Here is a 13,348-nt window from a genome sequence, read left to right as displayed (position 1 = left end):
CTATGACTGCTACAAAAATGAACGCTCAAGAAATTATCCAATTTATCGCCAATGCTGAAAAGAAAACCAGTGTCAAAGTAACCTTTGAAGGAGAACTTGCAACTGCTGTACCTAGCTCTGTTGTCAAACTAGGAAATGTTTTATTCGGAGACTGGAAGGATGTTGCTCCGCTTCTTGAAGGTTTGGTAGAAAATCAAGATTATGTTGTCGAGCAAGATGCTCGTAATTCTGCAGTTCCTTTGCTAGACAAACGTGCGATCAATGCTCGTATCGAGCCAGGTGCTATTATCCGTGACCAGGTTGAAATTGGTGACAATGCTGTTATCATGATGGGAGCTGTTGTCAATATCGGTGCTGAAATCGGTGCTGGAACCATGATTGACATGGGTGCCATCCTTGGAGGTCGTGCTATCGTTGGGAAAAACAGTCACGTTGGTGCAGGTGCAGTTTTGGCGGGTGTGATTGAGCCAGCTAGCGCTGAACCAGTCCGTGTCGGAGATAATGTTCTTATCGGTGCCAATGCAGTGGTGATCGAAGGGGTCCAAATCGGCAGTGGTTCAGTTGTTGCAGCAGGAGCTATTGTTACCCAAGATGTTCCAGAAAACGTGGTAGTGGCAGGTGTTCCAGCTCGTATCATCAAAGAAATTGATGCCCAAACCCAACAAAAAACAGCGCTAGAGGATGCGCTTCGTACCTTGTAAAAATAAAAAGAGGCGGATACTTCTTCCAGCCTCTTTCTTCTATCAAAAGGAGGATCGATAGATGTTAGATTTGATTCAGACTAGACGAGATTTACACCAGATTCCAGAGATTGGCTTGGAAGAGTTCAAGACTCAGGCTTATTTGCTGGATGTGATTGAGAAATTGACTACGGGCAAGGATTTTGTTCAAATTCGTATTTGGCGAACAGGGGTTTTGGTCTATTTGCAGGGAAGCCAGCCAAAGAAGACTATTGGCTGGCGAACAGATATTGATGGCCTGCCTATCGTCGAACAAACAGGACTGCCTTTCGCCTCTCAGCACCAAGGTCGCATGCATGCTTGTGGCCATGATTTTCATATGACTATTGCCTTAGGCTGTCTCGAACGCGCCCTGGAGGAACAACCCAAGAATAATTTGCTCTTTCTATTTCAGCCTGCTGAAGAAAATGAAGCTGGTGGCATGCTCATGTATGAGGACGGTGCTTTTGGAGACTGGCTACCAGACCAGTTTTATGGACTCCATGTTCGTCCGGATCTAAAGGTTGGACAGATTGCGACCAATACCCATACGCTCTTTGCAGGGACTTGTGAGGTGAAGATTCGTTTCAAAGGAAAAGGGGGACATGCAGCCTTTCCGCATGAAGCCAATGACGCCTTGGTGGCTGCTAGTTACTTTGTAACCCAAGTACAGTCAGTTGTCAGCCGCAATGTCAATCCCATCGAGGGAGCGGTGGTGACCTTTGGCCTTTTCCAAGCTGGAACAACCAATAATGTCATTACAGACACAGCCTTTTTGCATGGAACCATTCGCGCCTTGACTCAGGAAATGAGCCTCTTGGTACAAAAAAGAGTCAAGACAGTCGCAGAAGGGGTTGCAGCAGCCTTTGATATGGAAGTCGAAGTAGAACTCAAGCAAGGAGGCTACCTACCTGTTGAGAACAATCCAGCCTTGGCGCGTGAACTGATGGACTTTTTTGAAGAGAAAGATGGAATCGAGTTGATTGATATCGAGCCTGCTATGACAGGCGAGGACTTTGGTTATCTCCTTTCGAAGGTAGATGGCGTTATGTTCTGGCTAGGTATCGATAGTCCCTACGCTCTTCATCACCCTCAGATGAGTCCTAAGGAAGAAGCCATAGCCATTGGGGTAGATGCAGTCTCTAGTTTCTTAAAAAAGAAGGCAGCAGAGTAGAGGAATTGTCTATGAAAGCAGAACTACGCAAGAAAATTTTGCAAGAAATGAAGGCTTTATCTCAGGAGCAAAAACGGGCTATGGATCGAGCTTTAACCGAGCGTTTCTTACATCATCCCTTTTACCAAGAAGCTAAGAACATCGCAACCTATCTCTCTTTCCCTCATGAATTTCAAACGCAAGAACTGATTGAGCAGGCGCTGAAGGACGGCAAGAAGGTTTTGATACCCAAAACCTATCCCAAGGGGCGCATGGAGTTTGTGGTCTATCATCCGCAGCAGTTGGTAAAAACTTCCTTTGGTTTACTGGAACCGCAAGGAGACTTGGAAGTGGTGGAACTGTCTCAGATTGATTTGATTCATGTTCCAGGGCTAGCTTTTACGACAGAAGGCTATCGAATCGGATATGGTGGAGGATACTACGACCGCTATCTAGAACATTTTACTGGTCATACTTTGAGTACGGTTTATCCTTGTCAAATTCAGGAGTTTAACTTGGAAGACCATGATATTCCCGTCCAGGAGGTGCTAATCTATGAAGGAAATCTTTGATAAACGTTATCCTGTGACTAGTTTCTTCCTCCTAGTAACCGCATTGGTCTTTCTCTTGATGTTGGTTCTTACAGGTTTAAATTTTGAACGAGCAGATACCTTGCTTCAGTTTGGAGCCATGTATGGACCGATCATTCGCCTGTTCCCTGAGCAGATTTGGCGCCTTTTTTCGGCTATATTTGTGCATATTGGATGGGAGCATTTCATTGTCAATATGATTTCGCTCTACTTTCTTGGACGACAGGTTGAGGAGATTTTCGGCTCCAAGCAGTTCTTCCTTCTCTATCTCTTATCAGGAATGATGGGCAATCTCTTTGTGTTTGCATTTACACCGAAAGTTGTCGCAGCTGGAGCATCCACTTCTCTCTACGGGTTATTTGCTGCGATTATCGTCCTGCGTTACGCAACTCGCAACCCCTATATTCAGCAGTTGGGGCAATCCTATCTGACACTTTTCGTGATAAATATCATTGGAAGTGTTCTGATTCCAGGAATCAGCCTAGCAGGCCATATCGGAGGTGCAGTAGGCGGTGCCTTTCTAGCAGTCATCTTTCCAGTCAAATGGGAGAGAAGGATGTACAGTACCAGCCAGCGAATCGGAGCAACTGTACTTTTTATCGCACTAGCCATTTTCCTTTGCTATAAGGGAATGACCTATGTGTAGGGGGGATAGTTAAATGCGAGCACCGATTCGGTTGCTAATAAGTCATCTGCAAAGATGGCTTTTTTGTTGCAATCGTCAACAAAAAACAAAGCCCTTATTTAAGAGCTTTGTTTTTCTTCTATTCTCCCTCAGCTAACTCTTTTCCGAGTTGGATGAGGTAGTCTTTCAAGTCATCTTTAACTTGGGGGTGTTTGAGAGCGTAGTCGATGGAGGTTTTCATAAAGCCAAACTTATCTCCGACATCGTAACGAGCCCCTTTGAACTCACGAGCAAATACACGTTGTGTTTTATTGAGGGTATCGATTGCATCTGTCAGCTGAATTTCATTTCCTGCACCTGGAGCTTGGTTTTCGAGGATTTGGAAAATTTCAGGAGTGAGGAGGTAGCGTCCGATGATAGCAAGGTCGCTAGGAGCATCCTCTGGTGCAGGTTTTTCAACGAAGGTTTCAACGCTATAAAGGCCGTCTTTTCCTTCGCCTTGTGGAGCAATAACCCCGTAAGCAGAGACTTCGTCGTGAGGGACTGGCATAACAGCGATAGTAGACGCGTGGGTACGCTCGTAGTCATCCATGAGTTGTTTGGTAAGTGGAACAGCCTTTTCGTCCGTGATATCCATCAAATCATCACCAAGCATAACGACAAAAGGTTCATTTCCAACGAAAGCTTTGGCTTGCAAAACAGCATCGCCGAGACCACGTGGATGTGTTTGGCGGATAAAATGCAGGCGCATGCCGGTTGTCTCATCAACCAGCTTCAAAAGATCGGTTTTCCCTTTTTCTTTAAGGTTATATTCCAATTCGAAGTTTGAATCGAAGTGGTCCTCGATGGAACGTTTTGACTTACCAGTAACAACCAAGATGTCTTCGATTCCAGATTTGAGGGCTTCTTCAACGATAAACTGGATAGTTGGCTTGTCTACGATTGGCAACATTTCCTTGGCCAAGGCCTTAGTTGCTGGGAGGAAGCGAGTTCCCAATCCAGCTGCAGGGATGACTGCTTTTCTGACTTTTTGTTTCATGATGTTCCTTTCTATAAGGGTCTACGACCATTCGTTTTCTGCTTTAAATTCATTGCTCATGATGTCAGTGATTGCTTCTTTGATGTTGACACCTTCGTAGATGACTCGGTAAATAGCCTGTGTGATTGGCATGTAGACACCCAATTCCTGAGCCAGCTCGTAAGCTGCTCGAGTTGTTGAAATGCCTTCGATGACCATGCCCATGTTTGCTTCGATGTCTGCGAGGGATTCTCCACGACCGAGAGCATCACCGGCCCTCCAGTTACGAGAGTGGACAGATGTCCCCGTTACGATCAAATCCCCAACTCCAGAAAGCCCGCTATAAGTCAGAGGATTGGCTCCAAGAGCGACCCCTAGACGGGTGATTTCAGCCAAGCCACGGGCAATGATAGCCGCCTTGGCATTGTCGCCAAATCCTAGACCATGTAGTGCTCCAGCGCCAACTGCGATGATGTTTTTGAGAGCACCAGCGGTTTCAACTCCGATAACATCCGTATTAGTATAGAGACGGAAGTAGTGATTGCTAAAGAGATTTTGGACGTACTGGGCAGTTTCAAGATCTTTGGAGGCTGCGGTAATCAAAGTAATATCGCGTACAATCGTTTCCTCAGCATGGCTAGGTCCTGAAACAACAACGACTTCACTACGAAGGTCAGCTGGAATTTCCTCTTCAAGAATAGTTGATAGACGTTTGTGGCTATCTGGTTCCAATCCTTTGGAGGCATGCATGATGACAACCTTGTGATTGAGCACCTTTGCTACTTGTTGGGCAACCAGTCTCGTTACTTTTGTTGGGACTACAAATAAAACAGCATCCACATCCTTGAGTGTTTCTTCCAAGTCATGATAGGCTTTGATTTTTTCGTCGAGTAGGATATCTTTGAAGTAGCGTTTGTTTGTATGTTGGTTATTGATTTCATCAATTTGGTCAGAAATATTTCCCCAAATTCGAACCTCGTGTCCATTGTCGTTTAGGACCTGCGAAAGGGCAGTTCCCCAAGAACCAGGACCCAAGACAGCGATGGTTTGTTTCTTCATCTTTTCCTCCTTGTAAGAGTTCTTCCTTTCATTTTACCATAAAAAGCCTTTTCATGCATCACCTGTAGATGAAAGCGCACTAATTTATAATAAGGAGACTTCTTTGACAAGATGTCTCTTTTTTGCTAGAATAGCATCAATATGAACGAATGAGAAGGAGCTGACGCAGGATGTCGCTCCCTTTATCTATTTTATTAGGAGGAAATATGCTCATTAAAAAAATAAAAACCTATAAATGGCAAGCCTTGGCATCCTTAATGATGACAGGCTTGATGGTTGCGAGTTCGCTCTTGCAACCGCGCTATTTGCAAGAGGTGTTAGAGGCTTTGTTGGCCGGACAAAATGAGGCTATTTATAGTATTGGCGCTTGGTTGATAGGAGTAGCCCTAGTCGGTCTGGTTGCAGGTGGGGTCAATGTAACGCTTGCAGCCTACATTGCTCAAGGAGTGTCTTCGGACCTTCGTGAAGACGCTTTTCGCAAGATCCAGACTTTTTCTTATGCCAATATCGAGCAATTCAATGCGGGTAACCTTGTCGTCCGTATGACCAATGATATCAACCAAATTCAGAACGTGGTGATGATGGCTTTTCAAATTCTTTTCCGTCTCCCTCTTCTCTTTATCGGTTCCTTTATCTTGGCGGTTCACACTCTTCCGTCGCTTTGGTGGGTGATTGTCCTCATGGTGCTCCTAATCTTTGCACTAACTGCCATCATGATGGGGATGATGGGGCCACGATTTGCCAAATTTCAAACCCTTCTTGAACGGATCAATGCTATCGCTAAGGAAAATCTACGTGGTGTGCGCGTAGTCAAATCCTTTGTACAAGAAAAAGCACAATTTGACAAATTTACCGAGGTTTCTGATGAACTTCTCGGCCAAAATCTTTATATCGGTTATGCCTTCTCAGTTATAGAACCCGTTATGATGCTAGTCGGCTATGGAGCGGTCTTTCTCTCTATCTGGTTGGTAGCAGGCATGGCTCAGTCAGATCCGTCTGTAGTGGGCTCGATTGCTTCCTTTATCAACTATCTCAGCCAGATTATCTTTACTATTATCATGGTTGGATTTTTAGGAAATTCTGTCAGCCGTGCCATGATTTCTTTGCGTCGTATCCGTGAGATTCTAGATACCGAGCCAGCGATGACCTTTAAAGATCTCCCAGATGAAGAGTTAGAAGGAAGTCTCTCTTTTGAAAATGTGACCTTCACCTATCCCAATGATGACGAACCTATGCTGAAGAATGTAACCTTTGATGTTGCGCCTGGTCAGATGGTCGGTGTGGTTGGAGCGACTGGAGCAGGGAAGTCCACTCTAGCTCAGTTAATTCCACGACTGTTTGATCCACAGGAGGGATCTATTAAGATTGGTGGCAAGGATATTCGAGACGTCAGCGAGGGAACCTTACGTAAAACAGTTTCCATTGTCTTGCAACGTGCTATTCTCTTTAGTGGGACCATTGCAGATAATCTTCGTCAAGGGAAAGGCAATGCCAGCGTGTCAGAAATGGAACGTGCAGCACGAATTGCCCAAGCCAGCGAATTTATCGGACGCATGGAAAACAAATTTGAGAGTCAGGTCGAAGAGCGAGGCACCAATTTTTCTGGTGGACAAAAACAACGGATGTCCATTGCCCGTGGGATTGTCAGCAATCCCCGTATCCTGATTTTTGACGATTCGACTTCAGCCTTGGATGCTAAGTCAGAGAGACTCGTACAGGAAGCTTTGAATAAAGACCTGAAAGGGACGACAACCATTATCATCGCTCAAAAGATTAGTTCAGTCGTCCATGCAGACAAGATTTTGGTCTTGGACCAAGGACGCTTGATTGGAGAAGGACGGCATGCAGACTTGGTAGCTAACAATGCCGTCTACCGCGAAATCTACGAAACACAAAAGGGAAAGGAGGAATAAAATGAAAACCGTTCGATTTTTCTGGAATTATTTTAAAGTTTACAAGTTCTCCTTTGTCATTGTGGTTCTGATGGTTGCAGTTGCGACGATTGCCCAAGCCCTCTTTCCAGTTTTTTCAGGTCAAGCAGTGACGGAGCTCGCTAACCTAGTTCTGGCTTATCAAAATGGAACTTCCGAACTAGCCTGGCAGAGTTTGTCAGCTCTGATGCTGAATCTAGCTCTGGTTGTTCTCGCCCTAGTGGTATCCAGTTTGATTTACATGACCTTGATGACCCGTGTGATTGCTGAGTCAACAAATGAGATGCGTAAGGGCCTCTTTGGCAAACTCTCTCGTTTGACGGTTTCTTTCTTTGACCGCCATCAGGATGGCGACATCCTTTCTCGCTTCACGAGTGACTTGGATAACATCCTTCAAGCCTTCAATGAAAGCCTAGTTCAGGTCATGAGCAATATTGCTCTTTACATCGGTTTGATTTTTGTCATGTTTTCAAGAAATGTGACGCTAGCCCTGATAACAGTAGCCAGCACCCCAGTGGCCTTTCTCATGTTGGTTTTCATCGTGAAGATGGCCCGCAAGTACACCAATCTCCAGCAAAAAGAGGTTGGGAAACTCAACGCCTACATGGATGAGAGTATTTCTGGACAGAAAGCTGTTATCGTACAAGGAATTCAAGACGACATCGTAGCAGGCTTTGTGGAGCAAAATGAGCGCGTGCGCAAGGCAACCTTTAAAGGGAGAATGTTCTCAGGCATCCTCTTTCCTGTTATGAATGGGATGAGCTTGGTCAATACGGCCATCGTTATTTTTGCAGGTTCTGCGGTCTTGCTGAACGATCCAAGTATCGAAACAACGACAGCCCTAGGTTTGATCGTCATGTTTACCCAATTTTCTCAGCAGTACTACCAGCCGATTATCCAGGTGGCTGCGAGTTGGGGGAGCCTCCAGTTGGCCTTTACTGGGGCGGATCGTATCCAAGAAATGTTCGATGCAGAAGAAGAGATTCGTCCGCAAAATGCGCCTGCCTTTACGGAATTGCGAGAAGGCGTTGAAATCAGTCACATTGATTTCTCTTATGTGCCAGACAAGCCGATTTTAAAAGATGTCAGCATTTCAGCTCCTAAGGGGCAGATGATAGCAGTTGTCGGTCCGACTGGTTCGGGAAAAACAACCATCATGAACCTCATCAATCGTTTCTACGATGTGGATGCAGGTAGCATTTCCTTTGATGGAAAAGACATCCGTGACTATGACTTGGATAGCCTGCGGAGCAAGGTCGGGATTGTCTTGCAGGATTCGGTCTTGTTTAGTGGGACAATCCGAGACAATATCCGCTTCGGTGTACCAGATGCCAGTCAGGAAATGGTCGAAGCAGCTGCCAAGGCAACTCATATTCATGACTACATTGAAAGCCTGCCTGATAAGTATGATACCCTTATTGATGATGAGCAGAATATCTTCTCGACTGGGCAGAAACAATTGATTTCCATCGCTCGGACCTTGATGACAGATCCTCAAGTCCTAATCTTAGATGAAGCGACTTCCAATGTCGATACCGTAACAGAAAGCAAGATTCAACATGCCATGGAGGCAGTTGTAGCAGGACGAACCAGTTTTGTCATTGCCCATCGTCTCAAGACCATCCTCAATGCCGATCAGATTATTGTCCTCAAAGATGGAGAGGTCATTGAACGTGGGAATCATCACGAGTTGCTCAAACTCGGCGGTTTCTACTCAGAACTCTATCACAATCAATTTGTATTTGAATAAGAAAAAAGTTGTCCTTTTGGGCAGCTTTTTCTTATCCATAAAAAATACTTATCACGGTCTTTTAAAAAACATATTAGACAGGAAAGGGTTGGAGTGATAAGATAAGACTGTCGCAAGAAAATCGAAAGGAGACACATCATGGCTAGAACGGTTGTAGGAGTTGCTGCAAATCTATGTCCTGTAGATGCAGAAGGGAAAAACATCCACTCATCTGTATCCTGTAAATTTGCAGAGAGCATTCGTCAAGTCGGAGGTCTTCCTTTAGTAATTCCTGTAGGGGATGAGTCCATTGTTCGCGATTATGTAGAAATGATTGACAAACTCATCTTGACAGGTGGGCAAAACGTCCATCCTCAGTTTTATGGAGAGAAAAAGACCATTGAGAGCGATGATTACAACCTTGTACGCGATGAGTTTGAACTAGCTCTCTTGAAAGAAGCGCTCCGTCAGAATAAACCAATTATGGCAATCTGTCGCGGAGTTCAGCTGGTCAATGTTGCTTTTGGTGGCACTCTCTACCAAGAAATTGAAGGTCACTGGCAAGGCTTGCCTTTTGGGACCTCTCATACTATTGAGACAGTAGAAGGGAGTGTGGTGGCTAAGTTGTTTGGCAAAGAAAGTCAGGTTAACTCAGTCCATCGTCAAAGTATCAAAGATCTGGCACCTAATTTCCGTGTAACTGCTATTGATCCAAGAGACCAGACCATCGAAGCGATTGAGTCTATCGACGAGCATCGTATCATCGGCTTGCAGTGGCATCCAGAATTTCTGGTCAATGAAGAAGACGGCAATTTAGAACTATTTGAGTATTTATTAAATGAATTGTAACGGTTAGAATCTCTAGCCGTTTTTATTCGCCCTTTCAGATTTTTTATATTTTAGCAAATTTACGCAAACGTTTGAATTCTGATAAAAATTGGGCAAATTCAATAAAAAAGCTTGAAAAAATCGAAGGTAAGCGTTATGATAGAAAAGAAGAAATTTTGGAGGATTATCATGTCACATATTAAATTTGATTATTCAAAAGTTTTAGACAAATTTGTTGCCCCACATGAAGTGGAATACATGCAAGCACAGGTAACTGCAGCAGACGAATTGATCCGCAAAGGAACTGGTGCTGGTAGCGACTTTTTAGGTTGGTTGGACCTTCCTGAAAACTACGACCGCGAAGAATTTGACCGCATCTTGAAAGCTGCTGAACAAATCAAAGCAGACAGCGATGTCTTGGTTGTAATCGGTATCGGTGGATCTTACCTTGGTGCCAAAGCCGCCATCGACTTCTTGAACCACCACTTTGCTAACTTGCAAACAAAAGAAGAACGCAAAGCTCCACAAATCCTTTACGCTGGAAACTCAATCTCATCTACTTACCTTGCTGACTTGGTAGAGTACGTAGCTGACAAAGACTTCTCAGTAAATGTGATTTCTAAATCAGGTACAACAACAGAACCAGCGATTGCTTTCCGTGTCTTCAAAGAACTCTTGGTTAAGAAATACGGTCAAGAAGAAGCTAACAAACGTATCTACGCTACAACTGACCGCCAAAAAGGTGCTGTTAAGGTTGAAGCAGATGCCAACGGTTGGGAAACATTTGTGGTTCCAGATGACATCGGTGGACGTTTCTCAGTATTGACAGCAGTTGGTTTGCTTCCAATCGCAGCATCAGGTGCAGACATCAAAGCTCTTATGGAAGGTGCAAACGCAGCTCGTAAAGACTACACTTCAGACAAGATTGCTGAAAATGAAGCTTACCAATACGCAGCAGTTCGTAACATCCTTTACCGTAAAGGCTACGCTACTGAAATCTTGGTAAACTATGAGCCATCACTTCAGTACTTTTCAGAATGGTGGAAACAATTGGCTGGTGAGTCAGAAGGGAAAGACCAAAAAGGTATTTACCCAACTTCAGCTAACTTCTCAACTGACTTGCACTCATTGGGTCAATTTATCCAAGAGGGAACTCGTATCATGTTTGAAACAGTTGTCCGTGTTGACAAACCACGTAAGAACGTGATCATTCCTACTTTGGAAGAAGACCTTGATGGACTTGGTTACCTTCAAGGAAAAGACGTTGACTTTGTAAACAAAAAAGCAACTGACGGTGTTCTTCTTGCCCACACTGACGGTGATGTGCCAAACATGTACGTAACTCTTCCTGAGCAAGATGCCTTCACTCTTGGTTACACTATCTACTTCTTCGAATTGGCAATTGCCCTTTCAGGTTACTTGAATGCCATTAACCCATTTGACCAACCAGGTGTTGAAGCTTACAAACGCAACATGTTTGCCCTTCTTGGAAAACCAGGATTTGAAGAATTGAGCAAAGAGCTTAACGCACGTCTATAATAGAAGAAAAGAGTGGCTTGCCCACTCTTTTTACTCTCTTTATTCGTAGACATTGGACTCAGGCGAGACTTGTGATATAATATAGAAAGCAAAAAGGCAGACGCCTAGAGACTTTATAGGAGAAACTATGTCAAAAGATATCCGCGTACGCTACGCACCAAGTCCAACAGGACTACTACACATCGGAAATGCCCGTACAGCATTGTTTAACTACCTTTACGCACGTCATCATGGTGGAACTTTTATCATTCGTATCGAAGATACTGACCGTAAACGCCATGTTGAGGATGGAGAACGCTCACAGCTTGAAAATCTTCGATGGTTGGGGATTGACTGGGATGAGAGCCCAGAAACTCATGAAAACTACCGTCAATCAGAGCGTTTGGAACTCTATCAAAAATACATCGACCAATTGCTAGCTGAAGGAAAAGCCTACAAATCATACGTTACAGAAGAAGAGTTGGCAGCTGAACGCGAACGCCAAGAAGCAGCTGGCGAAACACCACGTTACATCAATGAATATCTTGGCATGAGCGAAGAAGAAAAAGCAGCTTACATCGCAGAACGTGAAGCAGTTGGTATCATCCCAACTGTTCGTTTGGCTGTCAATGAGTCTGGTATCTACAAGTGGCATGATATGGTCAAAGGTGATATCGAGTTTGAAGGTGGCAATATCGGTGGTGACTGGGTGATTCAAAAGAAAGACGGATACCCGACTTACAACTTTGCCGTTGTTATTGATGATCACGATATGCAAATCTCTCATGTTATCCGTGGAGATGACCACATTGCCAACACACCCAAACAGCTTATGGTTTATGAGGCTCTTGGTTGGGAAGTTCCAGAGTTCGGTCACATGACTTTGATTATCAACTCTGAAACAGGGAAAAAATTGTCTAAACGTGACACCAACACCCTTCAATTTATTGAGGACTATCGTAAGAAAGGCTATCTTCCAGAAGCTGTCTTTAACTTTATCGCCCTTCTTGGTTGGAATCCAGGTGGCGAAGATGAAATTTTCTCTCGTGAGGAATTGATTAAACTCTTTGACGAAAACCGCCTCAGCAAGTCTCCAGCTGCCTTTGATCAGAAGAAACTGGACTGGATGAGCAATGACTACATCAAGAGAGCAGAACTTGCTACTATCTTTGAAATGGCAAAACCTTTCCTAGAAGAAGCAGGGCGTTTGACTGACAAATCAGAGAAAATGGTAGAACTCTACAAGCCACAGATGAAATCAGTAGACGAGATTGTTCCACTGACAGATCTTTTCTTCTCAGATTTCCCAGAGTTGACAGACGCTGAGCGCGAGGTCATGGCAGGAGAAACCGTTCCTGTTGTTCTAGAAGCCTTCAAAGCGAAGCTAGAAGCAATGACAGATGAAGAATTTGTAACAGAAAACATCTTCCCACAAATCAAAGCAGTTCAAAAAGAAACAGGTATTAAAGGGAAAAACCTCTTCATGCCGATTCGTATTGCAGTATCAGGTGAAATGCATGGACCAGAACTTCCAGATACGATTTACCTATTAGGTCGTGAGAAATCTATCCAGCATATTGATAATATGCTCAAAGAGATTTCTAAATAAAAAGGACTTCCGATGGATACATGGGAAAAAATGTATGAAGAAGCACGAACCTTATTCAATCCCCATGAAGTTTCTGACTTTGTTTATGCTAACCATGTTGTTGCTGCGGTAGAAGCAGAAGATGGTCAGATCTTCACAGGATTTTGTATGGAGGGCACTTGTGGCGTTTTTCATCTCTGTGCAGAACGAGCAGCTCTCTTCAATATGTATCAATTTTCAGGACAAACTAAAGTTAAGAAAATCCTCGCCTTTCGAGATAAACCTCCCTACGGCGAAGGATCAGGCATGCCCTGTGGCGCTTGCAGAGAATTTCTCTTAGAATTGAATGCTGAAAATAAAGAAGCAGAGTTCATGATGGACTACGAAACAAGAAAAACAATTAAGGTTGCTGAATTGATCCCTTACTGGTGGGGAGAGGAACGCGCGACTAATTGGCAAGATAAATAGAAGGAGTCAGTTTAACTGGCTCTTTCCCTTATCTTTTCAGAATTTTGATAAAGAGGAAAAAAAGTTCTTGACAAAGGTAAAAAAGTAGGTATAATAGAAAGAGTTGAAAAGCTCAGGTCCGT

General features: G+C 44.1%; 12 protein-coding genes. 10 read left to right on the top strand and 2 right to left on the bottom strand.

Features of this window, described 5'->3' with window-relative positions; genetic code table 11:
- Window positions 1–2 precede the first annotated feature (2 nt).
- The 4 genes from dapD (at window position 3) to GMD1S_RS03630 (ending at window position 3,108) form a co-directional block, all read left to right on the top strand.
- Window positions 3–701, top strand: coding sequence for a 2,3,4,5-tetrahydropyridine-2,6-dicarboxylate N-acetyltransferase (gene dapD, locus GMD1S_RS03645; RefSeq protein WP_000127448.1), 699 nt, complete (start codon window positions 3–5; stop codon window positions 699–701).
- A 61-nt stretch (window positions 702–762) separates the two neighbouring features.
- A complete protein-coding gene (locus GMD1S_RS03640) occupies window positions 763–1,893 on the top strand; it encodes an N-acetyldiaminopimelate deacetylase (RefSeq protein ID WP_000885096.1) in 1,131 nt (376 codons plus the stop codon).
- 11 nt (window positions 1,894–1,904) lie between these two features.
- Window positions 1,905–2,444, top strand: coding sequence for a 5-formyltetrahydrofolate cyclo-ligase (locus tag GMD1S_RS03635; protein ID WP_000642760.1), 540 nt, complete (start codon window positions 1,905–1,907; stop codon window positions 2,442–2,444).
- A complete protein-coding gene (locus GMD1S_RS03630; RefSeq protein ID WP_000658477.1) occupies window positions 2,428–3,108 on the top strand; it encodes a rhomboid family intramembrane serine protease in 681 nt (226 codons plus the stop codon). The genes GMD1S_RS03635 and GMD1S_RS03630 overlap by 17 nt, the downstream gene beginning before the upstream one ends.
- A 118-nt stretch (window positions 3,109–3,226) precedes the next feature.
- Here GMD1S_RS03630 and galU read toward each other — a convergent pair whose 3' ends face one another.
- Together galU and GMD1S_RS03620 are read right to left on the bottom strand one after the other, a co-directional pair.
- Window positions 3,227–4,126: a UTP--glucose-1-phosphate uridylyltransferase GalU gene (gene galU / locus GMD1S_RS03625; RefSeq protein ID WP_000811022.1), complete on the bottom strand. Its 900-nt coding sequence runs from the start codon at window positions 4,124–4,126 to the stop codon at window positions 3,227–3,229.
- 21 nt (window positions 4,127–4,147) lie between these two features.
- Window positions 4,148–5,164, bottom strand: a complete 1,017-nt coding sequence (locus GMD1S_RS03620; RefSeq protein ID WP_000745029.1) for an NAD(P)H-dependent glycerol-3-phosphate dehydrogenase — start codon at window positions 5,162–5,164, stop codon at window positions 4,148–4,150.
- Between the two features lie 206 nt (window positions 5,165–5,370).
- Between GMD1S_RS03620 and GMD1S_RS03615 the strand changes: the two genes are divergently transcribed.
- The 6 genes from GMD1S_RS03615 to GMD1S_RS03585 all read left to right on the top strand — a co-directional run bounded on the left by GMD1S_RS03615 (window position 5,371) and on the right by GMD1S_RS03585 (window position 13,226).
- Window positions 5,371–7,077: an ABC transporter ATP-binding protein gene (locus GMD1S_RS03615; protein WP_000905730.1), complete on the top strand. Its 1,707-nt coding sequence runs from the start codon at window positions 5,371–5,373 to the stop codon at window positions 7,075–7,077.
- A 1-nt stretch (window position 7,078) separates the two neighbouring features.
- Window positions 7,079–8,845 (top strand): ABC transporter ATP-binding protein, encoded by a 1,767-nt coding sequence (locus GMD1S_RS03610; RefSeq protein ID WP_000859993.1) that lies wholly within the window; start codon window positions 7,079–7,081, stop codon window positions 8,843–8,845.
- A gap of 138 nt (window positions 8,846–8,983) precedes the next feature.
- A complete protein-coding gene (locus tag GMD1S_RS03605; protein ID WP_000124763.1) occupies window positions 8,984–9,673 on the top strand; it encodes a gamma-glutamyl-gamma-aminobutyrate hydrolase family protein in 690 nt (229 codons plus the stop codon).
- A gap of 168 nt (window positions 9,674–9,841) precedes the next feature.
- A complete protein-coding gene (locus GMD1S_RS03595; protein WP_000018241.1) occupies window positions 9,842–11,191 on the top strand; it encodes a glucose-6-phosphate isomerase in 1,350 nt (449 codons plus the stop codon).
- Window positions 11,192–11,318: 127 nt separating this feature from the next.
- A complete protein-coding gene (gene gltX / locus GMD1S_RS03590; RefSeq protein ID WP_000031046.1) occupies window positions 11,319–12,779 on the top strand; it encodes a glutamate--tRNA ligase in 1,461 nt (486 codons plus the stop codon).
- Window positions 12,780–12,791: 12 nt separating this feature from the next.
- Complete coding sequence (locus GMD1S_RS03585; protein WP_000382004.1) at window positions 12,792–13,226, top strand: cytidine deaminase family protein; 435 nt, start codon at window positions 12,792–12,794, stop codon at window positions 13,224–13,226.
- The last annotated feature ends 122 nt before the right edge of the window (window positions 13,227–13,348 follow it).

It is taken from the genome of Streptococcus sp. GMD1S (assembly GCF_000296875.1).
In the GTDB taxonomy this organism is placed as follows: domain Bacteria; phylum Bacillota; class Bacilli; order Lactobacillales; family Streptococcaceae; genus Streptococcus.
The sequence above is the reverse complement of the archived record's forward strand: the minus strand, read 5'-3'. Positions and strand labels throughout refer to the sequence as shown.